Genomic DNA, 25,004 nt, shown 5'->3' with positions numbered 1-25,004 from the left:
TGGTTTACTCGCCGGTCCACTCGGCCGTTCTGCGGACAGCGGAAATCGCCGTGGGCGAAGTGGCGCACACAGTCCTTCCTCACTGCATACATTCGACATATGGATCTCGTTGCGATCAGTCCACGGCTGCATATGCTCCGTTTCCCCATCGGTCAGGCGTACTTGTGGCAGGACGAGAACGAGCTGACTCTCGTCGACTCCGGTCACGTCTACGCGGGGCCGGACATCGAATACGCCATCCGCGATCTCGGTCTCACCCCCGGGAATCTGCGCCGCATCGTCCTGACGCACTGCCACCGCGACCATGTCGGCGCGGCGCAGGAGCTGGCGGGACGGTACGGCGCCGAGATCATGGCGCACCGGCTGGACGCGCCCGTCATCCGCGGCGAGTGGCCCGTGCCCGACCCACTGCTCCTCGACTGGGAGATCCCGCTGTACGAGCACGGGCTGACGGTGCCGCCCGCGCCGCCCACACGGGTGGACCGCGAGCTGGAGGACGGCGACGAGCTGCCCTTCGGCGACGGCGCCCGGGTGGTGCACGTACCGGGGCACACGTACGGCTCCATCGCCGTCCATCTGCCGTACCACGGCGTGCTGTTCACGGGTGACGCCGTGGCCGCCGCCGAACGCCGGGTGATGCTCGGCGTGTTCAACGTCAACCGCGAGAGCGCCAAACGGTCCATGATCCGGCTGGCCGCGCTCGGCCCGTCGACCGTCTGTTTCGGCCACGGCGATCCGCTCGTCACCGACGCCACCACGGACGCCGCCTCCGTACTGCGGGTGTCAGCCGACCGGGACACCGGCCTCCAGATTGAGCACGGTCCGCCGCTCCCGGGCGCGTAGCGCCCAGCGCAGCCGCTCGTAACGGGCGGGCGGCAGCAGCGACACCGCCTCGGCCTCGGTGACGAATCTCCAGCCGCGCAGCTCCGAGCCGGGCAGCAGCAGCCGCTGGACGTCATGGACGGGCAGCCTGCCGCCGTCGAACAGCAGCCGCAGTCCGCCGAAGCCGGGTGGCCTCGGCGGCTCCCAGTCGACCACCAGCAGCCTCGGCACATGGTCGAGTTCGATCCCGATCTCCTCGGTCACCTCGCGCATCCCGGCGCGCGCCGGTGCCTCGCCGCGCTCGACCACACCGCCGGGGAACTCCCAGCCGGGCTTGTAGGTGGGATCGACGAGCAGCACCCGGTCCCGCTCGTCGAAGAGGAGCACCCCCGCCGCGACGGTCTCGGCCGTCGGCTCGGGTGTCTGCACGATCTCGCAGAGCCCCGCCTTGCCGTCGTGGACGGCGTCGGCGACGACCGCCGCGCTCTGCGCCGGCGTGAGCCCGCCGGTGTCCACGACCAGGGCATCGGCCGTGAGCCAGTTGAGCGCGGCGCCGTACGGTTCGATGTGCTCGTACGCCCACTGCCGGGCACGCTCGGTCCTGGCAGGGTCCTCCTCGGTCTCCGCACTGCTCGTGCGCCCCGCTATTCGCCCGCGCAAAATCGTTTCGTCCAGCGCCAGCAGCACATGCCGCACGGGAATGCGACGGGCCGCCAGACCGCCGAAGATCTCGTCCCGGTACTCCTGCCGCAGCAGTGTCATCGGGACGACGAGCATCCCGCCCACATCGGCGAGCAGCGCGGCGGCCGTGTCCACGACCAGTCGGCGCCAGATCGGCAGGTCCTGGAAGTCGCTCACTTCGGCGAGTCGCTTCGGCGGCAGCAGCTCCCGCAGCCCGGCACCGGTCAGTCCGGGGTCGTACAGGGTGCTGTTCGGGATCATGTCGATCAGCTCGCGCGCCGTACTGGTCTTGCCCGCTCCGAACGCACCGTTGATCCAGATGATCACTCGTACTCCAGTACGGGAAGGCCGCTGAACAGCGGCGGAGCCGGATTCGCAGGGCCGTCTGGGAGAGGCATGGGAAAAGTCGGCGTCCACAGCCCGGCCCCCACTTCCTTCTCCCACACCCTCAGGAGATACCCAACTATCCGCTCCTCCATCGCGAGTGTTACCTCGCTGTACGTACCCTCCACCCCAGGCAGCTCATGCCGGCCGGTGACCGTATAGACGGTGGCGATGGCGACCTTGCCGGTCTTGCGGTCGGTGCGGCGGCGCTTCATCTGGACCGCCTGGCAGGCGCGGAGGGAGAACACGTTACTGACCGGTGGCGACCTTGATCCGGCAGATCTCGGAGTGACCGTGGCCGCTGCCCCGGGTGTAATCACGCCGCCGTGCTCCCGTTCGCCTTCCACGGAGGGGAGTCGAGCGATGTCCCATTGCGCGGCGGAACGCTCGGTCATCACGAGGAGACCTTGCCCTCGTCGCTGTCATTATCTGGCGTTGTCGCACATTCGAGGGGCGCTCTCCCTGAGACCGTCCCTGACCGTCGGTTCCTTCTTCGCCTACCCGAGGCCGCCGAGACGGAGGGTGTCCCATATCTCGCTGAGCTTCGCGGTTGTCGCCGGGGTCCACTCCTTCGCCTGTCCGCCAAGACGGAGGGCATCCTCAATCTCGCTGAGCTTCGCGGAGGGCAGGACGCCTGCCCGCTCGATCAGGTCGGCCCGGGACACGGTGGTCTGCCACGTGCAAGGGGTAAAGCCCGGACGCGGCAACGCGAACCGCAGCACGCCCTCAAAGGGCAGCCCTTCCATGGCACCAACTCGCACCTCGACGCCCAGACCGCTGATGTCGACGCCCGCCGGCGCGACGACCTGCATCGCCCGGATCCCACACGCGTCGTCCACCGACAGCAGTACGAACAGTCGCCGCTCGTCGAACCCCACCCACCAGACTTCGCCAGGCTGCACATGTCCTCCTGACACGGGACGGCAGGCGAACCCGCGCGACCTTGACGCACTGTGGAGACGGGTGCGGCCACCGTTGATCATCGGTGTGTGAAGACAAACGATCACGCGGTGGCGGCAGGTCCCAGTTTATCCTGCCCGCCGGCAGGAGGCGTTTGAGAGCCTGATGAGCCGGATCGCAGGCCGGTTCACGCGGGTCGAACCCCGGCGTCGCGTCCGGCAGTTGGTACTCGGCTTGCTGTCGGACCTGCCGCGCGAGAACTGATGGGTTCTGGTGGTCGACGAGACCGGCGACGTGAAGAAGGGCGCCGGCACGGGGGCGTGCAGCGCCGGTACACCGGCACTGCGGACAGGATCGAGAACGCCCAAGTTGCTTTCTACCTGGTCTACGCGGGGCGGCGCGGGCACGCAGCGGTGGACCGGGAACCGTACGTTCCGCGCTCCTGGAGTATCAGGCGGGCCCGCAGGTCGTCCACCAGCGCCGCCGCTGCCCCCAAACCTGAGGCCGCCCCGTACACGTGGTAGTCCGGACGGATCAATACCGCGTCGGCCCCGTGGCGAGCCAGGAAAGTGCGGTAGACGCCGCCCACGTCGGCCATCGACATGTTCTGCGGCGTCCCGTCCTCGGGGAGCAGCGTCACCACGTGCGTGCCCAGATCCGTGAGGAATGCCGACTGCTCCGCGTCGAGGTCGGCGTCCGCGCCCTCTGCCAGCAGCAGCACGAAGCCGCGGCCGACCACATCGTCGAAAGGGCCAGTGCCTCCAAGGCCGCGTATCTGGCCCTGGGGGACCACCTCGCCCGCCGGGGATATGGGCGACCCGTCCACTCTCCGGTGAAGGAGCCCCTCTGTGAGCGGCAACGCCGGGTCCGGGACCGCCGGACCGCGGCCGCGGCGGCCCGCCAGGATCGTGGAATCGCGCTCGGCCGCAGCCACGGGGTCCGTCACGCAGATCACCCGGCCCAACTGGACCGAGGACAGAATCGACTTGTGTATCTGCGCGCGGCGTTCCCCTGTGTAGGTGTCGAGAAGCGACTCCGGGGCGAGGCCGCCCAGTGCCAGGTCCAGCTTCCACACCAGGTTGACGACGTCGCGGATGCCCGAGCACATGCCCTGCCCGGCGAACGGCGGCATCAGATGGGCCGCGTCCCCGGCCAGCAGTACCCGACCGACCCGCCACTGCTCGGCCCGGCGGGACTGGAAGATGTACGTGGTGCTGCGCAGCAGCGTCGCCGTGTCGGGAGTCACCCCGTAGGGAGCGAGAAGCCGCCAGGCGGTTTCCTCCCGGTTCAGGTCCGCGGCACGCTCGCCGGGCAGCCGCATGAACTCCCGGCGCCGATGCCCCGGACCGCTGCCGACCAGGGTGGTAGCCCTGGCAGGGTCACAGATCTGGACGTTGGTGGGGACGAACTCGCCCGGCTCGTGCAGCAGCACATCGCACAGCAGCCACTCGTAGGACAAGCCGAGATCGGTGACCGGCACATCCAGATGATCCCGGACGAAGCTGTTGGCACCGTCACAGCCCACCACCCACCTCGCGGTGTACGTCTGGGCTGCGCCGTCCTCGTCCTCGGCCGTCACCACGACCCGGTCGTCCCGCTCCTCGATTCCCACCACCTGGCGGCCCCGTACCACAGTCACTCCGGGCAGCCCGGCTGCCCGCGAGGCCAGCAGTTCCTCGAGGGCGGGCTGGTGCACGGTACTGGCGTCAGGCCACCCGTACGGGCCTTCTGTGCGAAAGACGATGTCGAGGAGGACCTCACCATCGGCGGAATGCCACTGGTAACCGGTGGCGGGCTCGGTGATCCGGCCGAGGCTCGGGCCCGTCCCGCAGCCGGCGAGCAGCCGTGCCGTCTCGCCGTCGAAGCTGGTCGCCCTGGGCAGGGTGTAGGGGCGTCGGCGCCGTTCCAGGACGATGGTCTGTCGGCCGCGCTGTGCCAGCAGGATCCCGAGAGTGGCCCCGACCGGGCCATTGCCGACGACAATCACGTCCACGTCTGTCTCGGGGCTCGCGCCGGCGGGCTGCTTGTGCGGTGACGTCTCGGGCACGGGAAACCCCTCATCGCAGAGTGGCCGGCGCAGGCACAACTGCCGAAATCGGAACGGCGCAAAACTAACAATCCGTACCGGAGTTCGGGTTGCTCGAGGGCTTGGGACCATCAGATCTGGGGATACGCAGTTCCACCTGCACGAAGTAGGCTTCCGGCGTTCCCTCACCAACCACGAGGAGCTCGTCCGGCATGCATCAGGCAACGGCGCAGTTCGAGAAATGGGTGAGTGTCTCGCACCCCGCGCCGCACAGCAATGTGCGGCTTGCTTGCTTTCCGTACGCGGGCGGCTCTGCAAGCTTCTTCTTCCCGGTGTCCAAGGCGCTGCACCCATCGGTGGAGGTGTTGGCCCTCCAGTACCCAGGTCGGCAGACCCGGCTCCACGAACCGAGGATCGACAACATCCCCGAGTTCGCGGACCAGATCTTCGCCACGCTGCGTCACCTGGACGACAAGCCACTGGCCCTGTTCGGACACAGCATGGGCGCTGTCATCGCGTACGAGGTGGCGCTGCGCATGCAGGACGCCGGGCTGCCCGCGCCGGTACGGCTGTTCGCGTCCGGTCGGCGGGCGCCGTCCCGCTATGACGACGAGCGGGTACATACGGCGAGCGACGCTGAACTCGTGGCCAAGCTCAGGGAGCTCAGCGGAACCAACGAGATGCTGCTCGGCGACCCGGAGGTGCTGGCGATGATCCTGCCGGCCGTCCGCAGCGACTACACCGCCATCGAACGGTACCGGCACGAGCCCGGCCGACGCCTCGACTGCCCGGTGACCGTGCTCACCGGAGACAGCGACCCCCGGGTCTCCCTCGATGAGGCCGAGGCATGGAGCGAGCACACCACCGGGGCGAGTGAAACGGAGGTCTTCCGGGGCGGCCACTTCTTCCTCGTAGACCGCGTAGCCGAGGTCATCGGCCTGGTGGCCCGGCGGCTGGGGCCGTTCTGAAAGACCTCCGCGACGTCGCGGCACCTGACACGCTTCCCCGCTGCCTCACATGCATGCGAGGAACCCCCAACTCACCGAACGCACCGCTCCGGGACCTCGGCAGCGCTCGGCGACAGCACGCACCGAACACCGCACCGAACACCGCACCGCTCCTTCTCGCCCACGGGGGTCACAAGAGAGGCCCTCGGGCCCGCAGACCGATCCGACCCTTAATCGGGAGAGAAGCCGAGATGCCCCTCACCGCCCCCGCGCCGACCATCGGACACCACGCCCTGCTGGTGCGCTTGCTCCACGTCGCGTTTCTCCTACCGGTCGCCCTCGTCCTCGGCCGGCCGGCGATGCGCTTGAGTATTAACGGCCGCGGCGATTGACGGCATTCGATTTCGGATTGCACCGCGGCCTGCGGAAGATCCGCCACGCCTTCAGTCGGTGTCCCACGCGTTCCTCCATAACCACCCCGACCTGCGAGGACGCATCGAACTACTCCGGGCCCCAAGGGCTGTCCCGTAGCGGACCTGCTTGTGTGACCTGTTGTGTACTTGTTTCCAGTCCGGCAGCAATGCTCATGGTCGTGCCGACTGCGGCCTTGGCTCCGGGGCCTGTTCGGGCGTGACGAGGGTGTGCTCGACGGTGCCGCCCGTTCGCGGGCCGGACCGCCAAGCTGTGCGCCAGTGATGGCGTTGCGTCTCGTTGAAGAACTCCCGTTGACAGCAATGCATCAACGACATCACGAGTCCCCCTTCCGTAGCCCATGTGGATTGCCCGCAACACCTGGCGGTGAGAACACGTGGCCGATTCCGGCTGCCCGGTCGACACCTCGCTGTCGCCGGTCCGTGGCCGGATCGCCACCGCATTCGGCAGGCCACGGCGCGTCCCGACGCACAGAGCGTTTTCGGCCGGAGCCGTAACACATCCGGACACAAGGTCGTTGGAGACCACTGTGACAAGGGGGTACGCGATGCACCGCGATGTACTGGAGAGCTTCCCCGCCGGGGACCCGCGAGGAAGCTGGCCCGCCGAGGAGTTCGCGCGGGCGCGGCGGGACGAGGGCACTCCCGCCGAGGTGGTGATGGACCTGGAGTCCGACGTGTTCCTCGTGGTGGTGCCGCGACAGTCCAGAGAGCCCGCCTCCTAAGAAGGAGACCCCTTTGGGCGCCCGCCGGCTCAGCCCTTGCTGGATCCGAGGGTGAGACCGGCGATGAAGTGCCGCTGGAGCAGCAGGAAGACGATGATCGTCGGGAGGGCCACGATGATCGAGCCCGCCGCCAGCAGGTTGTAGTCCGTGAAGAATTGCCCGCGCAGATTGTTGAGCGCCGAGGTCACCGGCAGTTTGTCGCCGTCGGAGATGAAGACCAGCGCCCACAGGAAGTCGTTGTACATCCAGGCGAACTGGAGCGTGCCGAGGGCCGCGAGGGCCGGCCGGCACAGCGGCAGGGTGATCCGCCAGTACTGCGCCCACACGCCCGCGCCGTCGACGATCGCCGCCTCCAGGATCTCGATCGGCAGCGTGCGCATGAAGTTGGCCAGGACGAAGACGCAGAAGCCCATCTGGAAGCCGACCTGGACGGCGACGACGGCCCAGTACGAGTCGTACATCGTCATCGAGTCGGACATCCAGTACGGCAGCGGGATGCGGTTGAACAGCACGTACAGGGGCGTGATGATCACCTGCTGCGGGAGCAGATTGCCCGCCGTGAACAGCATCAGCAGCACGATCGATCCGCGCATCCGCAGCCGCGCGACGGCGAAGGCGACGAACGAGGCGAGGAACAGCGCGAGCAGCACTCCGGGGACGGCGATGATCAGGGTGTTGACGAAGTACTTCGTCATCCCGGAGTCGGTGAACGCCTGGCGGTAGTAGTCGAAGGACAGCTTGTCGGGCAGCGAGAAGTAGCCACGCTCGGACGTCTCGTCGTACGGCCTGAGCGAGGCGTACACCGCCAGCAGCAGCGGCGCGAGGAAGCCGAGCGAGACGGCCATCAGGAAGGCGTGCACCCCGAGCCGGCCGGGGGTGACGCGGCGCCGCCGGGCGGGCGGAGCCGTCCGCGCGGGCCCGTCGGCGGGAGCGGGCTTGGGCTTGGGCGCGCCGGTGGTGGCGGTGTCGGCGTGGCTGCTCATCGGGACTTCTCCCCTCGGATCTCCTGGACCAGATACGTCACGACGAAGCCCATGGAGACGACGAGCAGCACGACGGCGATCGCCGATCCGAAGCCGATCCGGCTCGCCTCTCCGATGATGTTGTCCGTGACGAGCACCGAGAGCAGTTCGAGTCCGTTTCTGCCCTTGTTGACGGCGTAGACGATGTCGAAGGCGCGCAGTCCCTCGATCACGGTGATCACGCCGACGATGACGTTGACCGGTCGCAGGGTGGGGAAGACGACTCGGAAGAAAGTCTGAGTCTCGCTCGCCCCGTCGATGGCCGCCGCCTCCTTGAGAGAGGCGTCGACGGCCTTGAGCCCGGCCAGATAGAGGATCATCACATAGCCGGTGTGCCGCCAGGCGGCGGCCAGCAGCACCATCCAGATGTTGATGTCCGGATCGCCGAGCCAGTCGGTGGGGGTCGCGGTGTCACCGAGGATCGCGTTGAGCGCGCCCTGGTCGCGGGAGAAGACGAGTTGGGCGATGAAGCCGACGACGGCGAGCGAGAGCACCACCGGCAGATAGATCGTGGACTGGTAGAAGCGGCTGAAGCGCACACCGCGGTCGATGAGGACGGCCAGCAGCAGCCCGAACGGGGTGGCGAGAAGTCCGAGGAAGCCCAGCCACATGAGGTTGTGCTGGACGGCGGGCCAGAACTGCGGGTAGTTGGTGAACAGGTTCTCGTAGTTCTCCGTGCCGACCCACTCGATGTCGCTGATGCCGTCCCAGCCCGTGAAGGACAGCACGATCGAGGCGACGGTCGGGCCCCACACGATGACGAGGTCGAGCAGGAGGGGTATTCCCAGCAGCACGCAGAGGACGGCACGGTCCCGGGCGGAGAACCGCCGGGGGCCCCGCCGCCGGGTGCGCCGCGCAGTGAAGAACGCCACGGATCAGAGCTCCCGGTCGGAGTCGACGGACAGTCAGCGGACAGTCGGGGTCGAGCAGGGGCGGGCAGAGGCGAGCAGAGGCCGGTGAAGAGAGAGCAGAGGGGCGGCAACAGGCGGCTGTCCGGGCTCAGTTGGCCGGGTCGGCGGCGAAGAGGGTCTTCTTCTGCCGTTCGATCCCGTTGACCAGCCCGTCCACGTCCTTCGGATCGTTGATGAAGCTCTGAATGGCCTGGATCATCACCGTGGAGGCGAAGTCGGGCCGGGTGTCGCGGTCCATGAACTGCGATATCTGCTTCGAGCCGGCGATCAGCTCCACCGCCTTCTTCTGCAGCGGCGTGTACTTGGAGATGTCGGCGTCCTCGCTGACCGCGACGTTGTTGGGGTCGCCGGCCAGATACGTGTCCTCGGCCTTACCGGTGGCCAGCCACGACAGCAGGTCCCTGGCGCTGTCCATCGTCTGGTCGTTCTTCAGGCTCTTGGAGTTCTTCGCCAGCAGGAATCCGTCGATGGGCGCCTCGACCGCGTCCTGCCCGTGCTCCGGGTTGATCTCGGGGAAGGCGAAGAAGTCGATGTCGTCCTGCTCGCCGTCCGAGAACTGCTGGCCGGGGTGCGGGAGTCCGAAGACGGCCATCCCCGTCTCCTTCTTCTGCAACGTGGTCGCGGCCTCCTGCCAGGTACGCCCGTTGGCGCCCTGCTGGCAGTACGGGAGGATGGAGCGCCAGGTGTCGAAGACGTCCTTCACGCGCTTGTCCGTCCACGCCTCCTCACCCGCCATCAGCGACTTGTGGAACTCGTATCCGTTGCTGCGCATGTTGATGTAGTCGAAGGTGCCCATGGCGGGCCAGCCGTCCTTGTCGGCGAACGCGATGGGGGTCAGCTTGTCCTTCTGCATCTGCTTGGCGAGCGCCAGATACTCGTCGAGGGTGCGCGGGGCCTCGTAGCCGTACTGCTCGAAGACGCTCTTACGGTGGAAGACCGCCCACGGGTAGTAGTAATACGGCGTGAGGTACTGCTTGTCGTCGGAGCCGGTCGACTGGGCCTTGAGCGCTGCGGAGAAGCCGGTGTAGTCGCCCCACAGGTCGCTGATGTCGTGCAGCAGCCCCTTCTCGGCGAAGAACTGCATCCGGTAGCCGGCGAACCACATGAAGACGTCGTCCGGCTTGCTCTGCAGATACCGGCTGATGTTCTCCTGGAAGCTGTTGTGGTCGACGGTGTTGACGTCGACCTTCCGCTTGTCCTTGGACTGCTTCTCGTACGCCGCGAAGGCTTGGGCGAACGCCTTTTTGGGGACCGGGTCGGAGGCGTTGGAGCCCAGCGTGACCGTCTTTCCGTCACCGCCGGGTCCACCCCCACAGGCGGCGAGCAGCGACGGCAGCGCGATCGCACCCGTCCCGGCCGCCGCGCCGCGCAGAAGATTTCGCCGGGAGATCCGATGACCGGCCAGACTCGCCGGTACCGCCGAACCGTTGAACGGAGACTGAGACATCTCCCCCTCCTCAGGGGTGCAACAACCCAACACAACCGAACGCGAGGATTGGATCTCACTCCCCTGAGGGGGAGTCGTCAAGGGTTCTGACGGGATACCGAACAACCGTTACCGGGTCTCATCCAACAGAGTCGAACAGGCCCCACCGCAAACGCGCGCAAAGACACATGGGTGAAGTGGGGCCTGCGGAAGGTGATTTGACGATCCGTCACATCCCTTGCGGATCGCGCGACATGACGATCCGTCACAGCGTCGTCGGGGCACTCATCGCCGAGTTGTTGTCTCGCGGCGCGGCAGCTCCGGGGCCCAGCGAGGCAGCAGCCGCCGCACCCACCAGACCCGCGTTCGTACCGGTCAACGCCGGTGCCACGGTGAGGTTCCGGACGAACGACAGCGTCGCGTACTCGCGCAACGCCCGGCGCAGCGGCAGGAAGAGCACGTCACCCGCGTTCGCCACTCCCCCGCCCACGACCGCGATGCCGATCTCCACGAGTGTCGCGGTCGCGGCGATCCCCGCGGCCAGCGCCTGCGCGGCGCGCTCGAACGAGGCGATCGCGACCGCGTCGCCGGTACGGGCCGCCGCCGCGACGGCCGCCGCCGAGGTGTCACCGTCCGGGCCGGGCCGCCAGCCGCGCTCCAGGGCGCGGCGCGCGATGTTGGGACCGCTGGCGATGCGCTCGACACAGCCGCGTCCGCCGCACGGGCAGAGGTCGCCGTCGAGATCCACGCTGATGTGGCCGATATGGCCGGCGTTGCCCGAGGGGCCGGGGTGGAGCTTGCCGCCGAGCACCAGACCGCCGCCGACGCCGGTGGAGACCACCATGCACAGGGCGTTGTCGTAGCCTCGGGCCGCGCCCTGCCAGTGTTCGGCGGCGGTCATCGCGACGCCGTCGCCCACGAGCGTCACCGGCAGACCGCCGGTGGCCCGCCGGACCCGCTCCACCAGCGGGAAGCCGCGCCAGCCGGGCACGTTCACCGGGCTGACGGTGCCGGCCGCCGCGTCCACGGGACCCGCGCTGCCGATCCCGACCGCTGCCGTACGGGCCCACAGGGGCGACGCGCCGATCTCTTCCAGCACCTGCGCGACCGCGCGCATCACCGACTCACCGTCCTCGGTCGCCGGGGTCGGCCGGCGGGCCCGTACGAGGATCCTCCCGTCGCCGTCCACCAACGCGCCGGCGATCTTGGTACCGCCGATGTCGAGAGCGGCTACGAGGTCGGTATGCATCAGTGTCGGATCTCCAGTGGACGAGTGTTCCCCACGGCTGATCCCCGCGGGCTCAATGGTCTGGACGCGCGCGGGGACCTGCGGGTTCGTGGAACAGTCTCCATTCATCTGACAACGTTGTCCAGCTCTATGCTCAACGCCACAAGCCTCATACGACAACCGAACGACGACAGGACAGCGCACTGTGGCCGACACCGCCCGTCACCCCGAGCCCCGCTACGGTAATCGGCCCACGATGAAGGACGTGGCAGCTCGTGCCGGTGTCGGACTCAAGACGGTGTCCCGCGTGGTCAACGCGGAACCGGGCGTGACACCCGACACCGAGCGGCGCGTCCAGGAGGCCATCGACGCGCTGGGATTTCGCCGCAACGACTCGGCGCGGGTGCTGCGCAAGGGCCGTACCGCCAGCATCGGACTGGTGCTCGAAGACCTCGCCGACCCGTTCTACGGCCCGCTGAACCGCGCGATCGAAGAGGTCGCGCGCGCCCACGGCGCACTGCTGATCAACGGGTCGAGCGCCGAGGACCCGGACCGCGAGCAGGAGTTGGTACTCGCCCTGTGCGCGCGCCGCGTGGACGGCCTGATCATCATTCCCGCGGGCGACGACCACCGCTATCTGGAGCCGGAGATCAAGGCCGGGGTCGCGACGGTCTTCGTGGACCGCCCCGCCGGGCGGATCAACGCCGACGCCGTACTCTCCGACAGCTTCGGCGGCGCGCGGTCGGGCACCGCCCATCTGGTCGCCCACGGCCACCGGCGCATCGGTTTCATCGGCGACCAGCCGCGGATCCACACGGCGGTCGAGCGGCTGCGCGGCTACCGCGCGGCGATGGACGAGGCCGGTCTGCCGGTGGACGACTCCTGGGTGTCGCTGGGCACGACCGTGCCCGAGCGTGTCCACGACGCCGTCGTCTCGATGCTCAGGGCCCCGGAGCCGGTCACGGCGATCCTCACCGGCAACAACCGTGTGACCGTGACGGTCGTACGGGCGCTGGCCGCGCACGAGCGGCCCGTCGCCCTGGTCGGCTTCGACGACATCGAGCTGGCCGACCTGCTGGACCCCGGGGTCACGGTCATCGCGCAGGACGCGGCCACCCTGGGGCGTACGGCGGCGGAGCGGCTGTTCCGCCGGCTGGACGGGGCCGCCGCGGCGCCCAGCCAGGTGGTGGTGCCCACCAGGCTGATCGCACGCGGCTCGGGCGAACTGCCGCCGCCGGCGGACCGGTAGCCCGGCAGCCCCGGCAGCGCCCGCGCGGGACCGACCCCCGGTCCGGGGCGTGTCCTCACCGTCCCGCCCGGCGCGCGACGCCCGGACGGCAGCTCTCCCCCGTAGCCCTTCAACGCACGGGGAATTCCCCTGCGTTGTCGCAGTCTCCCGAGTACGTCCAGTACAAGAGCGATTCTCCGCCTTGCGATCGCACGCACCCACGCCAGTCATCAGCCGCTCCGCGCCGGGGCGCGCGCCCCGCCCTGCGGGCGGACGGCGCCACTGTGAAGACACGCCCCCGCGCGGCTCACGCCGTCATTCGCGGAGCGCGCCGATCAGCGGGCTCCAGTCGATTCCCTCCCCGGGCTCCGGCTCCTCGGGATAGTGCGGGCTGATGATCCGGGGCAGTTCCCGCAGGGCGCGGTCGCGGACCTCGTCCTCGATGGCGAGGACGTTGCACGCCATGTCGAGGAGCAGGTCGAACATGCCCTCCTCGTCGAACGAGTCGCCGGCCATCAGGACGTGCACGGCGGCCCCGTCGGCGAGTGACATCAGGATCAGGCTGAGCCGGTCGGCGGGCACGCCGGGGCGGAAGTCCCCGGTCTCCACGCCCGCGTCGATGGCGTTACGGAAGGGCCCTTCCCAGCGCTGGTAGACGTCCTGGGCGTAGGTGTGCAGGGTCGCGTCACGGTTGGCGGCCGACCAGAACTCGATCCAGAACGACCAGCGCTTGCTGAACGGCGCCCACCCGGCCACCTGGAAGCGCAGCAGCGCGAACAGTCTGCGCACCGGGTCGGGCTCGCGCTCGGAGACCGACCGCCAGGTCGCGAGGGTCAGTTCCAGCATCGCGCTGATCGTTTCGGTGATCAGTTCCTCGCGCTTGCGGAAGTAGTGCTGAACCATCCCGAGCGAGACACCCGCCTCCTGGGCGATGTCTTTCAGACGGGCCCCGTCCACGCCGTTACGGCAAATCACTTCGCTTGCCGCGCCGATGAGTTGGAGTCTGCGCCACGCCGTCAGGTCGACCTCGGCGGCGGCGGGGCCGGCTCGCAGGAAGCCGTCCTGTCCGTCGGCGTGCGCGCTCTGTGGAGCCATCTTCTATGTCCTCCTGGGTCTCACGACTTGGCAGGAGGGTATTGCCAAGCGGAACTCCATGGCAATAATAAGCGCTTATTGCCACTTCGAGGGAGGACCAGCCGTGCACTTCCCATCGCACCGCCTGGGCGTGACAGCGGTCGCCGTCGCGCTCACCATGATCACCGCAGGATGTTCCATCGGCTCCGACAGCGCCGGTGGCGGGGGCAAGAAGCTCACCTTCACCTCGTACGGAAGTGGGTACCAGGAAGCTCAGGCCAAGGCTTGGCTGACGCCCTGGGCCAAGGCGGAGGGCGTCACGGCGGTCCAGGACCAGCCGACCGACTACGCCAAGATCAAGACCATGGTCGAGTCCAAGCGCGTGAGCTGGGACGTCGTGGACACCGAGCCGTTCTTCCCGGTCGGCGCCTGTGGCAAGTACGCCGAGAAGCTCGACTTCGGCAAGATAGACAAGTCCAAGTTCCCCGAAGGCACCGTGAGCGACTGCGCCGTGCCGGACGCGATGTACTCACTGGCCCTGGTGTACAACCCGGCGAAGTACCCGGACGCGAAGCCGACGTCGATCGCCGACTTCTTCGACACCAAGAAGTTCCCCGGCAAGCGTCTGGCCCCGGGCTTCGCCACCGGCGGCGCCATCGAGGCGGCCCTCGTCGGCGACGGTGTCACGCCCGACAAGCTCTACCCCCTCGACTACGACCGCGCGTTCAAGAAGCTCGACACCCTCGGTGACAACCTCGACTTCTGGGACACCTCCGCGCAGAGCCAGCAGGCCCTGGAGTCCAAGCAGGCCGACATGGCCCTGGTGTGGTCGGGCCGTGCGTACATGGCCGCCAAGAACGGCTCCGTCTACGAACCGGTATGGCAGGACAACATGCTGGCGTACGCGGTTCTCATGGTCCCCAAGGGCGCCCCGAACAAGGACCGCGCCATGGACTTCATCGCCTACGCCACCGGCGCCGGGCCCCAGGCCGCGTTCGCCGAGGACCAGCCGTACGCGGCCGTGAACTCGGACGCCAAGCCGAAGCTCGACAGCCTCGCCGAGTCGTGGAACACCGCCCGCGCCGACATCCAGGACAAGGGCTTCTACCAGAACGTCGACTGGTGGGCGAAGAACCAGGACCAGGCCACCGAGCGCTGGACCGACTGGGCCACGGGCTGAGCTGCCGCATCCCGATCCAGAGGACGAGGTAATCACCATGACCGACCTCATGACCGGTACGGGGACGCCCCGCGCCCCCGGCCCGGCCCCGGGTCCCGGCGGCCGGCGCGCCCCGGCCCGTGCGCCGCGCCGCCGGGCTCTGGGCGGCCGGAGCCGGCAGTTGCTCCTGCTGGCCCCCGCCGTGCTGATGCTGCTGGTGTTCTTCGCCTATCCGCTGGCGGACATCATCCGGCAGGCGTTCACGGAACCGGAGCCGGGGCTCGGCAATTTCAGCGATCTGCTGTCCGACCCGACCACGAGCCGGGTCGTGGGGCGCACCCTGCTCACCTCGCTCGTCGTCGCCGTCGCCACGCTGGTGCTCGCGTATCCGTACGCGTATCTGATGACGGTGTCCGGGCCGCGGACCCGGGCGGTGCTCATGGCGCTCGTGCTGCTGCCCTTCTGGACCAGTCTGATGGCGCGCAACTTCGCCTGGATCGTGCTGCTCCAGGACGGCGGACCGCTGGGCATGCTGGGGTCGCTGTTCGGCCGGGACGGGGGGCTGCTGGGCACCGCGCCCGGTGTGGCGATCGGCATGATCCAGGTCCTGCTGCCGTACATGGTCCTGCCGCTCTACAGCGTGATGAGCGGGATCGACCGGCGGCTGTTGAGCGCGGCCTCCGGTCTCGGCGCGGGACGGTTCACCAGCTTCCGGCGGGTCTATCTGCCGCTGTCCATGCCGGGGGTGATCTCGGGAACGACCCTGGTCTTCGTCCTCGCCCTCGGTTTCTACGTCACTCCGAAGCTGCTCGGCTCACCCAAGGAGTCGATGGTCGCGCAGGTCATCGGCACCAAGGTCGAGAAGCTGCTCGACTTCGGCGGGGCCGGCGCGTTCTCCGTGATCCTGCTCGCGATCACCGCGCTGCTGCTGCTCGTGGTGGCCCGGGTGAGCCGGGCGGGCACAGCACTCGGTCTGTCCGGTAAGGAGCGCTGATCCGTGGCGAACACGCAGAACACCCTCTTCCGCGGCGGGGTCGGGCTCAGGCTCTGGGCCGCCCTGGTGGGCGCCATTCTGGTGGCGCCGACCCTCGTCGTCATCCCGCTCTCCTTCACCGGCAAGCGCAGCTTCGCCTTCCCTCCGGAGAACTGGTCGCTCCAGTGGTACCGCAACTTCTTCACCAACCCCACGTGGCGCGACTCGCTCCTCACCTCGCTCCAGATCGCGGTGGCCGTCGCGGTTCTCGCCACGGTGCTCGGCACCTTGGCGGCACTGGCCCTGGACCGGGGCCAACTGCCCGGCAAGGGCCTGATCAACGGTCTGCTGATGGCGCCGATGGTGGTGCCGCAGATCGTCGCCGCCATCGCGGTGTACGCGGCGTTCCTCAACTGGGGCCTGTCCGGTACCGCGTTCGGGTTCGTCGTGGCGCACACCGCGCTCGCCGTGCCGTTCGTGGTGGTCGCCGTCTCCACCAGCCTGCGGGGCTACGACCGCCGGCTCGACCGGGCCGCCGCGATGCTCGGCGCCAACCCGTTCACCACCTTCCGGCGGATCACGGCTCCGCTCATCGCGCCGGGCGTGCTCTCCGGAGCGGTGTTCGCGTTCGTCACCTCGCTCGACGAGGTCGTGATCGCGTTCTACCTCCAGAGCCCGACCCTGCACACCCTTCCGGTGACCATGTTCAGCAGCGTCACCGTGGAGACCGATCCGACGATCGCCGCCGCGTCGAGCATCGTGCTCGTCGCCACGACCGCGCTGATCCTGCTGCCGCAACTGCTGCGGCGCACCGGGCGCGAGGGGAAACGCTGACATGGCCGACACCGCCGCCGAGATGGCCGACACGACCGCCACTTCGAACGACACTCCGACCGCCGGGTCCCCGCCCGGGGCGTCCGGCGCCGCCTCGTCCGAGGCCGCCGCGTCCCCGGCCGCCTCGTCCCGGTCCGGGCAGACCGCCGGGGCGGCGCGGGCCAGCGGCGCCGCGGTCGAACTGCGGCAGCTCACGAAGCGTTACGGGGACCGGGCGGCCGTGGACCGGGTCTCGCTGGACATCGAGGTCGGGGAGTTCATGACCTTCCTCGGCCCGTCCGGTTCCGGCAAGACGACGACCCTGGACATGATCGCCGGGTTCAGCGGGACCACCGAGGGCAGCATCACCGTCGACGGTGTGGATGTCGCTCAACTGCCGCCGCACCGCCGCGATCTGGGCATGGTCTTCCAGCACTACGCCCTGTTCCCGCACATGACGGTCGCGAAGAACGTCGCCTTCCCGCTCCAGCAGCGCAAGGTGCCGAAGGCCGAGATCGCGGAGCGGGTCGCCGAGGCCCTGCGGATGGTGCGGCTGGAGGGGCTGGCCGACCGGTTGCCCAGCCAGTTGTCCGGCGGACAGCAGCAGCGCGTGGCGCTGGCGCGGGCCGTCGTGTTCAACCCGCGCGTCCTGCTGATGGACGAACCGCTGGGCGCCCTGGACAAGAAGCTGCGCGAACAGCTCCAGGGCGAGATCTCCCGGATGCACCGCGAGCTGGGCATCACCTTCGTGTTCGTCACCCACGACCAGGAGGAGGCACTTGCCCTCTCCGACCGGATCGCCGTCTTCAACGAGGGCCGTATCGAACAGGTCGGCACTCCCGAGGAGTTGTACGAGCGGCCCGCGACCCTCTTCGTCGCCCGCTTCCTCGGCGAGTCCAACGTGTTCACCGGACGGTGTACGGCAGCGGGCGTCCTGACCTGCGACGGCTACCAGTTGGCGGTGCCGCCCGGTACCGCGTACGAGGCGGACCCGGAAGAGGTCGCGCTCGTGGTGCGGCCCGAGCGGATGCGGTTGCTCGTCCCCGGCGAGACGGCACCGCAGGGCCACAACGTCCTCGAGGGCTCGGTCACCGAGATCGTCTACTTCGGCGCGCACCGGCGGGTCGCCGTCGATCTGGCCTGTGGCGAACGCGTCCAGTTGCGCGAGGCGGCGGGGCAGGAACAGCCACTGCGGCCCGGCTCCGCCGCGCGGGTCGCGTGGCCGGTGGAGCGGGCGGCACTGGTGCCGGTCGCGCCGTCGACGTAACGGCGCTCGGGCCGACACGTACGACCACCTGAACACCGGACCCCACCTCGTCCCGTACGCGCCGGCGTGCGGGGGCGGTCCGGCACGCCCCCACAGTCCCCTCCGAGACACCCCGGCCCACACCACCCACACCACCCAGAGGAGAGAGTCATGACCCACGACACCAGCGCCGTCCCCGGCCGGGTCCCGCCCAGTGTCGTCGCCCTCGCCGACGTGCCGGTCACCCCGGCCGCCGAAGCGGTGACCAAGGTGCGGATCGCCCGCGTCATCACCAAGCGGCGCAGCGGCTCCAATCTGATGCTCGGCGCCGCCTGGATGGACCCGGGCGAGCGCACCAACATCTGGTCCTCGCGCGGGGACGACGACGTCGCCGACGGCGACCACTGGTACGGCCCCGTCGAGGAGACGTACTTCATCATCCGCGGCCGGCTCCGGCTCACCTGGGACGAAGGCCACTTCGACCTGGGCCCCGACGACTGTGTGTATCTCGCGCCGGGCTGGACCTACCAGTTGGAGAACACCGGCGACGAGCCCGCGTTCTTCACGTACTCGATGACCCCCTCGCAGGAGTAGCGGGAGCAGCGGGCCGAGCAGCAGTCCGAGCAGGAGCAGGCAGGAGGAGAAGTGAGCGAGAACATCCATGTGTTCTGGGACGAGCGGGTCCTGGACCACGACACCGGGTCCGGCTTCTGGGAGGCCGCGCCCTCCGAACTCCTCGCCGAGCAGGAGCTGCACCCGGAGAGCGCCCCTCGCATACGTAACATGCGGGCGGTCCTGGAGCGCGGACCGGTCGCCGGTCACGTCGTCTGGCACCCCGGACGCCTCGCGACCGAGGCCGAACTGACCACCGTGCACACGCGGTCGTACGTGGACGACGTGCGCGCCCTGTGCGAGAGGGGCGGCAGTGCCCGGCACTGGCTGACCTCCACGACGACGGTCACCCCCGGCTCCTGGGAGCCGCTGCTCGCCGCCGCCGGAACCTGTCTCGCCGCCGTGGACGCCGTGCTCGACGGCTCCTGCGAGATGGCGTACGCGCTGGTGAGACCGCCCGGACACCACGCGCAGCCGGAACAGGCCGACGGCTACTGCGTGTTCGGGCACGCCGCGCTCGCCGCCCAGCGGGCCCGCGACCGGGGGGTGGAGCGGGTGGCCGTCATCGACTGGGACGTCCACCACGGCAACGGCACCCAGGAGATCTTCTACGACCGCCCCGACGTCCTCACCGTCTCGCTGCACATGGCACACGGGGCGTGGGGCAGGACCCATCCGCAGACCGGCTCCCCGGACGAACTCGGACGCGGCGCGGGCACCGGGCACAACATCAACATCGAACTGCCGGTCGGTTCGGGCGACCGGGCGTACGCCGACGCGATCGAGCGGATCGTGTGGCCCGTCCTGCGGCGGTACCGGCCGGGTCTGATCGTCGCCGCGTCGGGCCAGGACGCGGCCACCTTCGACGCCAACGGTCAGCACAACGTGACCATGGCCGGCTTCCACCGCATCGGCACCCTGCTCGGCGAGATGAGCCGGGAGCTGACGGACGGCCGGCTCGTCCTCACCCAGGAGGGCGGTTACGCGCGCAGTTACGCCGCCTACTGCCTGCACGCCACCGTCGAGGGACTGCTCGGCCGGGAATCCTCACTCGCCGACCCGATCGCGTACGTACCCGACGACATCACCCGGGGCGACGCGGCGCTCGACCGCGTACGGGAAGCACTCGCACCCCACTGGGCCCTCTGACACCGACACCGCACCACCGTCACCCGTACTCCCCCGCACACCCCCGTACACCCGCACACGCCACATACCGGAGATCACCATGGAACTCCCCTTCACACTGCCCACCTACGACGAACGGCTGCGCCGGGTCCGGGCCCGGATGACCGCCCAGGGCCTCGACGGACTCGTCGTCACCATGCCCGACGTCGTGAACTGGCTGACCGGTGTCAGTTCCGTGGGCTATCTGTGGCCGCAGGCGCTGGTCATCGACTCCGGTGACGGCGAGCCCGAGTACGTCACCCGCACCACCGAGGAGCCGGGGGTGCACATGCTGTCGTGGCTGCGCTCCCCGCGCGTCTACGACATCGCCACGCAGGACCCGATCGAGGTCATCGCCGAGAGCGTCCGCAAGCACGGCCTCGACCAGGCCACGGTCGGTGTGGAGTTGGAGGCGTTCACGCTCCTGCCCGGCAACTGGGACCGGTTGCGCGCGCTGCTGCCCGGTGTGCGCTGGGTCGACGCGAGCCATCTCGTGCCGGAGGAGCGGCTGATCAAGTCGGCCGCCGAGATCGCGTATCAGCGGCAGGCCGCCGAGATGGCCGACTACGCGATGGAGCAGGTCTTCGCGGCGGTACGGCCCGGTGTCTCGGAGACCGCGCTCGCGGGCATAGCGAGCCAGGCGCTGGGTGAGGCGGGCAGCGAGTTCGCCGCGATCCCGCCGATGGTCGTCTCGGGTGAACGCAGCGCCCTGGTGCACGCGATGGCGTCCCGGCGCACGCTGTCGCGCGGCGACGTGGTCTGTATCGAGTTCGCCGGTGTCGTGCACCGCTACCACGCGGTCCTGATGCGCACCGCCGTGGTGGGGCAGCCGTCGCCCCGGGTCCAGGAGGTCGCGGACTGCGTCGAGCGGGCCACCGAGGCGGCCATCGCCGCCTCCGGACCCGGCGCCCCCGCGCCCGCCCCGGACGACGCCTGCAACGCGGTCCTGGGCGAGCTGGATCTCGTACGCCGCCGCTGTCACCGCATCGGCTACAGCCTCGGCGTCGCCTACCCGCCCGGGTGGCTGGAGCCGATGACGCTGGTGGCGGGCGACGAGCATGTGCTCGCGCCGGGGATGTCGTTCACCATCGAGCCGAATCTGCATCTGCCCGACGAAGGCTTCGGGATGAAGATGGGCGACACCGTGCTGTGCACGCCGGACGGTGCCCGCAGCTTCTCGAAGCTGCCGCACACGCTGCACATCGCCGACTGACCGGCGCCCCGCGAGCCGGGGGTGGGGCGGCGGAGCACCCGAAGCCCGGCGCCTCACCCCCTTCCCATACGCGTCCCCTCCCCGCAGCCCCTCCCCCATCGCCCTTCCCGCTCCAGAACGGAGGCCCGCACCATGAGCGTCCCGTACGCCGACGCCCTCGCCGAGGCCAAGCCCCTGAGCCACTGGCTCGACAGCCGGGACGCGCCGGCGCCGCGTCCCGCACTCACCCGGAACACCACCTGCGACCTCGCCGTCGTGGGCGGCGGGTTCAGCGGACTGTGGACCGCGCTGCTCGCCAAGGAGCGCGACCCGTCGCTGGACGTCGTCCTGGTCGAGGGGCGCACCGCGGGCTGGGCCGCATCCGGCCGCAACGGCGGCTTCGTCTCGGCCAGCCTCACCCACGGCCTCGGCAACGGCGCCGACCGCTGGCCCGACGAACTGGCCGACCTGGAGCACATGGGTCTGGAAAATCTCACCGAGATCGAGGAGACCCTGCGCCGGTACGGCATCGACTGCGGCTTCCGGCGCGACGGCAAGCTGTGGGCGGCCACCGCCGCGCACCAGGTCGACGAGGTCCGCGCGATGTGCGAACTCGCGGCGGCGCACGGCCGCTCGATCGACTTCCTGACCCGCGACGAGATCCGCGCGGAGGTCGACTCACCGACCTACCTCGCGGGCGCGTTCGACGCCGAGGGCTACGCGCTCACCGACCCGGCCCGGATGGTCTGGGGCCTGCGCGAGGCGTGTCTGCGCCTGGGGGTGCGGATGTACGAGAACACTCCGGTACGGCGGATGCGCGAGGGCCACCGGGGTGTCGTCCTCGACACCGCGTACGGCAGGGTCGGCGCCCGGCGGGTGGCTCTCGCGACCAATGTCTTCCCCGCACTGCTGCGCCGGCTGCGGCTGTACACGGTGCCGGTGTACGACTACGTGCTGACGACCGAGCCGCTGACCGACGGCCAACTCGCCTCGGTGGGCTGGAAGGGCCGCCAGGGGATGTCCGACATGGGCAACCAGTTCCACTACTACCGGCTCACCGACGACAACCGGATCCTGTGGGGCGGTTACGACGCCATCTACCACTACGGGAACGGGCTGCGGGACGAACTCGACCAGCGGCCCGAGACGTTCGCGAAGCTGGCCGAGCACTTCTTCACCACCTTCCCGCAGTTGACGGGCGTGAAGTTCGGCCACGCGTGGGGCGGCGCCATCGACACCTGCACCCGTTTCACCGCCTTCTACGGCCGGGCGATGAGCGGGCGGGTGGCGTACGCGCTCGGCTACACGGGGCTCGGGGTGGCGGCCAGCCGGTTCGGCGCGAACGTGATGCTCGACCTGCTGTCCGGGCGGGAGACCTCGCGTACCCGGCTGGAGATGGTGCGCACCAAGCCGCTGCCGTTCCCGCCGGAGCCGGCGCGGTACGTGGGCGTCGAACTCACCCGGCGCTCCCTGGACCGCGCCGACCACAACGGCGGGCACCGCGATGTGTGGCTGCGCACGCTGGACCGGTTCGGTCTGGGCTTCGACTCCTAGCGGGCGTCCGGCAGGGCCGCGCGGTGCGGGGCGGAGAAACCCTCCAGGTCGGCGCGCGTGAGCCCGGTGAGCCGGGTGACCTCGGCGCTGTCGAGGGCTCCGCAGTCCAGTCCGCGCAGCAGGTAGCCGCTGAGCGCCTTGGCCGTGGCGGGCTCGTCCATCACGTCGCCGCCGGTCTTCGCGACGTACGCGGCGAGTCGTGCGGCGGCGGGCTCAAGTCCCTCGCGGTAGAAGGCGTAGACGGCCGCGTAGCGCGTGGGCAGATGGCCGGGGTGCATGTCCCAGCCCTGGTAGTAGGCGCGGGCCAGGGCGCGGCGGGTGAGCCCGTAGTGGAGCCGCCACGCCTCGTGGACCTGGGGGGTGGGGCCGACCGGCAGCACGTTGGTCGAGCCGTCGCAGACGCGTACGCCGGTGCCGGCGGCGGCGACCTGCATGACGGCCTTGGCGTGGTCGGCGGCCGGGTGGTCGCTCGACTGGTAGGCGGCGCTGACGCCGACGCAGGCGCTGTAGTCGAAGGTGCCGTAGTGCAGTGAGGTGGCGCGGCCGTCCGCCGCGCCGATCATCCGGGCCACGGCGGCGGTGCCGTCGGCGGCGAGGATGGACTGGCTGGTCTCGATCTGGATCTCGAAGCCGATCCGGCCGTGCTCCAGACCGCGCGCCTTCTCGAACTCCTCCACCAGCCGCACCATCGCGGTGATCTGTTCGGGATAGGTGACCTTGGGCAGGGTGAGGACGAGCCCTTCGGGGAGTCCGCCGGCGTCCATCAGTCCGCTGAGGAAGATGTCGAGGGTGCGGATGGCCCGGTCCCGTACGGGGGCCTCCAGGCACTTCATCCGGATGCCCATGTACGGGGCGGCGGTGCCGTTGCCGTACGCCTCGTGGACCAGGCGCGCGGCGCGCGCGGCGGCGGTGTCCTCCTGCGCGTCGGTGTGCGGCCCGTAGCCGTCCTCGAAGTCGATCCGCAGGTCTTCGACGGGTTCGCGCTCCAGCTTGGCCCGCACCCGCTCGTACACCGGTCCCGCCAGTTCGTCGGCGAGGCCGAGGGCGCGCGCCAGACAGGCGGCGTCGGGGGCGTGTTCGTCAAGGGCGGCGAGTGCCTTCCGGCCCCAGGAGCGGACGGTGCCCGCGTCGAAGGTGTCGGCGGGGACGTAGACGGTGTGGACGGGCTGGCGGGTGCCGGGGTCCCCCGGATAGCGGCGGGCGAGTTCCGCGTCGACCGGTGCGAGCGAGGCGCTGATGCTCGTCCCGACCGCGCCCGCGAGGCTCGTCGTCACCTTCTCCTGCCGGCCCTGACCCATACCCGCGCCTCCATCTGCCCGTACCCAATACTTCCGCTATACGGAACACGCAATCCGCATAGTGAAGTTAGCCGCCCGGTCCGGGCTGCGTCAATGGTCGCCCGGAGCGGTCCGGGAAGCGAGCACGCAACACACCGGGGCCGCGCGGTGGTGATCCACCACGCGGCCCCGGGAGGTACGGCGGCTCAGCCCTTACGGGCCTTGATGGCCTCGGTGAGCTGCGGGACGACCTGGAAGAGGTCGCCGACGACGCCGTAGTCGACGAGGTCGAAGATGGGGGCCTCGGCGTCCTTGTTGACCGCGACGATCGTCTTCGAGGTCTGCATGCCCGCGCGGTGCTGGATCGCGCCGGAGATGCCGGAGGCGATGTAGAGCTGCGGGGAGACCGACTTGCCGGTCTGGCCGACCTGGTTGGAGTGCGGGTACCAGCCGGCGTCGACGGCGGCGCGCGAGGCGCCCACGGCCGCGCCGAGTGAGTCGGCGAGCGCTTCGATGATCGCGAAGTTCTCGGGCCCGTTGACGCCGCGCCCGCCCGAGACGACGATCGCGGCCTCGGTCAGCTCGGGGCGGCCCGTGGACTCGCGCGGGGTGCGGGCGACGACCCGGGTGCCGGTGGCGGCGGCGGAGAAGGTGACGGCCAGGGCCTCGACGGCGCCCGCGGCCGGGGCCGGCTCGACGGGGGCCGCGTTGGGCTTCACCGTGATGACCGGAGTGCCCCTGGTGATACGCGAGTTGGTGGTGTACGAGGCGGCGAACACCGACTGCGTGGCCACCGGGCCCTTGCCGTCGGCCGTCAGGTCGATCGCGTCGGTGATCAGACCCGATCCGATGCGCACCGCGAGGCGGGCGGCGATCTCCTTGCCCTCGGCGGAGGACGGGACCAGTACGGCGGCCGGGGACACGGCCTCGTACGCGGCCTGGAGCGCGTCGACCTTCGGGACGACGAGATAGTCGTCGAACTCGGGGGCGTCGGCGGTCAGCACCTTCACCGCGCCGTGCTCCGCCAGCGCGGCGGCGGTGTCGGCGGCGCCCGCGCCGAGCGCGACGGCGACCGGGTCGCCGAGCCGGCGGGCCAGCGTCAGCAGCTCCAGGGTGGGCTTGCGGACGGCACCGTCCACATGATCGACATAGACGAGGACTTCAGCCATGGGTTCTGTTCTCCTGCGAATGCGGGTACGTGAGGGA

Annotated in this window: 22 protein-coding genes and 2 pseudogenes; 13 read left to right on the top strand and 11 right to left on the bottom strand. The window is 69.7% G+C overall.

Features of this window, described 5'->3' with window-relative positions; genetic code table 11:
• The first annotated feature begins 99 nt into the window (after positions 1–99).
• Positions 100–843 carry an MBL fold metallo-hydrolase gene (locus tag OG329_RS37500; RefSeq protein ID WP_405801216.1) on the top strand — a complete coding sequence of 248 codons (744 nt, stop codon included), beginning with the start codon at positions 100–102 and terminating at the stop codon, positions 841–843.
• Here the strand turns inward: OG329_RS37500 and OG329_RS37495 are convergent.
• From OG329_RS37495 to OG329_RS37485, 3 genes are all read right to left on the bottom strand, one after another.
• Positions 784–1,830: an NUDIX hydrolase gene (locus OG329_RS37495; RefSeq protein WP_405801215.1), complete on the bottom strand. Its 1,047-nt coding sequence runs from the start codon at positions 1,828–1,830 to the stop codon at positions 784–786. The two genes, OG329_RS37500 and OG329_RS37495, sit on opposite strands and share 60 nt — an antisense overlap.
• Positions 1,827–2,135: a hypothetical protein gene (locus tag OG329_RS37490; RefSeq protein WP_405801213.1), complete on the bottom strand. Its 309-nt coding sequence runs from the start codon at positions 2,133–2,135 to the stop codon at positions 1,827–1,829. The genes OG329_RS37495 and OG329_RS37490 overlap by 4 nt, the downstream gene beginning before the upstream one ends.
• Before the next feature lie 249 nt (positions 2,136–2,384).
• Positions 2,385–2,789 carry a type II toxin-antitoxin system PemK/MazF family toxin gene (locus OG329_RS37485; protein ID WP_405801211.1) on the bottom strand — a complete coding sequence of 135 codons (405 nt, stop codon included), beginning with the start codon at positions 2,787–2,789 and terminating at the stop codon, positions 2,385–2,387.
• A 163-nt stretch (positions 2,790–2,952) separates the two neighbouring features.
• On the opposite strand from OG329_RS37485, the pseudogene OG329_RS37480 reads away from it, so the two are divergent.
• A pseudogene (locus OG329_RS37480) lies at positions 2,953–3,305 on the top strand (transposase); the annotation flags it as partial.
• Here OG329_RS37480 and OG329_RS37475 read toward each other — a convergent pair.
• Positions 3,296–4,945, bottom strand: a pseudogene (locus OG329_RS37475) (bifunctional 3-(3-hydroxy-phenyl)propionate/3-hydroxycinnamic acid hydroxylase); the annotation flags it as partial. The pseudogenes OG329_RS37480 and OG329_RS37475 overlap by 10 nt on opposite strands.
• 80 nt (positions 4,946–5,025) lie before the next feature.
• Between OG329_RS37475 and OG329_RS37470 the strand changes: the two are divergent.
• Both OG329_RS37470 and OG329_RS37465 read left to right on the top strand, forming a co-directional pair.
• Complete coding sequence (locus OG329_RS37470) at positions 5,026–5,781, top strand: thioesterase II family protein (RefSeq protein WP_405801209.1); 756 nt, start codon at positions 5,026–5,028, stop codon at positions 5,779–5,781.
• A gap of 958 nt (positions 5,782–6,739) precedes the next feature.
• The gene (locus tag OG329_RS37465) at positions 6,740–6,916 is read left to right on the top strand and encodes a hypothetical protein (RefSeq protein WP_405801207.1); all 177 of its coding nucleotides are present in this window, start codon (positions 6,740–6,742) and stop codon (positions 6,914–6,916) included.
• A gap of 29 nt (positions 6,917–6,945) precedes the next feature.
• On the opposite strand, the gene OG329_RS37460 is transcribed toward OG329_RS37465, so the two are convergent.
• The 4 genes from OG329_RS37460 to OG329_RS37445 form a co-directional block, all read right to left on the bottom strand.
• Complete coding sequence (locus OG329_RS37460; RefSeq protein WP_405801205.1) at positions 6,946–7,899, bottom strand: carbohydrate ABC transporter permease; 954 nt, start codon at positions 7,897–7,899, stop codon at positions 6,946–6,948.
• Positions 7,896–8,810: a carbohydrate ABC transporter permease gene (locus OG329_RS37455; protein ID WP_405801203.1), complete on the bottom strand. Its 915-nt coding sequence runs from the start codon at positions 8,808–8,810 to the stop codon at positions 7,896–7,898. Before OG329_RS37455 ends, OG329_RS37460 begins: the two co-directional genes overlap by 4 nt.
• 127 nt (positions 8,811–8,937) lie before the next feature.
• A complete protein-coding gene (locus tag OG329_RS37450; protein WP_405801201.1) occupies positions 8,938–10,296 on the bottom strand; it encodes an ABC transporter substrate-binding protein in 1,359 nt (452 codons plus the stop codon).
• 244 nt (positions 10,297–10,540) lie between these two features.
• Positions 10,541–11,524 (bottom strand): ROK family protein, encoded by a 984-nt coding sequence (locus OG329_RS37445; protein ID WP_405801200.1) that lies wholly within the window; start codon positions 11,522–11,524, stop codon positions 10,541–10,543.
• A 184-nt stretch (positions 11,525–11,708) separates the two neighbouring features.
• Here OG329_RS37445 and OG329_RS37440 point away from each other — a divergent pair, with 184 nt between their 5' ends.
• Positions 11,709–12,752, top strand: coding sequence for a LacI family DNA-binding transcriptional regulator (locus tag OG329_RS37440; protein WP_405801198.1), 1,044 nt, complete (start codon positions 11,709–11,711; stop codon positions 12,750–12,752).
• A 294-nt stretch (positions 12,753–13,046) separates the two neighbouring features.
• On the opposite strand, the gene OG329_RS37435 is transcribed toward OG329_RS37440, so the two are convergent.
• On the bottom strand, positions 13,047–13,826 hold the full coding sequence (locus OG329_RS37435) for a TetR/AcrR family transcriptional regulator (protein ID WP_405801196.1): 780 nt from the start codon (positions 13,824–13,826) through the stop codon (positions 13,047–13,049).
• Positions 13,827–13,929: 103 nt separating this feature from the next.
• Here OG329_RS37435 and OG329_RS37430 point away from each other — a divergent pair, with 103 nt between their 5' ends.
• The 8 genes from OG329_RS37430 (at position 13,930) to OG329_RS37395 (ending at position 22,521) form a co-directional block, all read left to right on the top strand.
• A complete protein-coding gene (locus OG329_RS37430; protein ID WP_405801194.1) occupies positions 13,930–14,985 on the top strand; it encodes an ABC transporter substrate-binding protein in 1,056 nt (351 codons plus the stop codon).
• Positions 14,986–15,022: 37 nt separating this feature from the next.
• Positions 15,023–15,958, top strand: coding sequence for an ABC transporter permease (locus tag OG329_RS37425; protein ID WP_405801193.1), 936 nt, complete (start codon positions 15,023–15,025; stop codon positions 15,956–15,958).
• A 3-nt stretch (positions 15,959–15,961) separates the two neighbouring features.
• The gene (locus tag OG329_RS37420; protein WP_405801191.1) at positions 15,962–16,771 is read left to right on the top strand and encodes an ABC transporter permease; all 810 of its coding nucleotides are present in this window, start codon (positions 15,962–15,964) and stop codon (positions 16,769–16,771) included.
• Position 16,772: 1 nt separating this feature from the next.
• A complete protein-coding gene (locus OG329_RS37415) occupies positions 16,773–18,017 on the top strand; it encodes an ABC transporter ATP-binding protein (protein WP_405801190.1) in 1,245 nt (414 codons plus the stop codon).
• 150 nt (positions 18,018–18,167) lie between these two features.
• Positions 18,168–18,590, top strand: a complete 423-nt coding sequence (locus tag OG329_RS37410; protein WP_405801188.1) for a cupin domain-containing protein — start codon at positions 18,168–18,170, stop codon at positions 18,588–18,590.
• Positions 18,591–18,641: 51 nt separating this feature from the next.
• Positions 18,642–19,757: a hypothetical protein gene (locus OG329_RS37405; protein WP_405801187.1), complete on the top strand. Its 1,116-nt coding sequence runs from the start codon at positions 18,642–18,644 to the stop codon at positions 19,755–19,757.
• A 79-nt stretch (positions 19,758–19,836) separates the two neighbouring features.
• Entirely contained in the window at positions 19,837–20,988 is a 1,152-nt protein-coding gene (locus OG329_RS37400) for a M24 family metallopeptidase (protein ID WP_405801186.1), read from the top strand.
• A gap of 132 nt (positions 20,989–21,120) precedes the next feature.
• Positions 21,121–22,521, top strand: coding sequence for an NAD(P)/FAD-dependent oxidoreductase (locus tag OG329_RS37395; RefSeq protein ID WP_405801185.1), 1,401 nt, complete (start codon positions 21,121–21,123; stop codon positions 22,519–22,521).
• On the opposite strand, the gene OG329_RS37390 is transcribed toward OG329_RS37395, so the two are convergent.
• Complete coding sequence (locus tag OG329_RS37390; RefSeq protein ID WP_405801183.1) at positions 22,518–23,819, bottom strand: DUF6986 family protein; 1,302 nt, start codon at positions 23,817–23,819, stop codon at positions 22,518–22,520. The genes OG329_RS37395 and OG329_RS37390 overlap by 4 nt on opposite strands.
• Before the next feature lie 185 nt (positions 23,820–24,004).
• On the bottom strand, positions 24,005–24,967 hold the full coding sequence (locus tag OG329_RS37385) for an electron transfer flavoprotein subunit alpha/FixB family protein (protein ID WP_405801182.1): 963 nt from the start codon (positions 24,965–24,967) through the stop codon (positions 24,005–24,007).
• Between the last annotated feature and the right edge of the window lie 37 nt (positions 24,968–25,004).

It is taken from the genome of Streptomyces sp. NBC_01506, from assembly GCF_045040295.1.
Taxonomy (GTDB): domain Bacteria; phylum Actinomycetota; class Actinomycetes; order Streptomycetales; family Streptomycetaceae; genus Streptomyces.
This window is presented reverse-complemented; position numbering and strand designations above follow the sequence as displayed.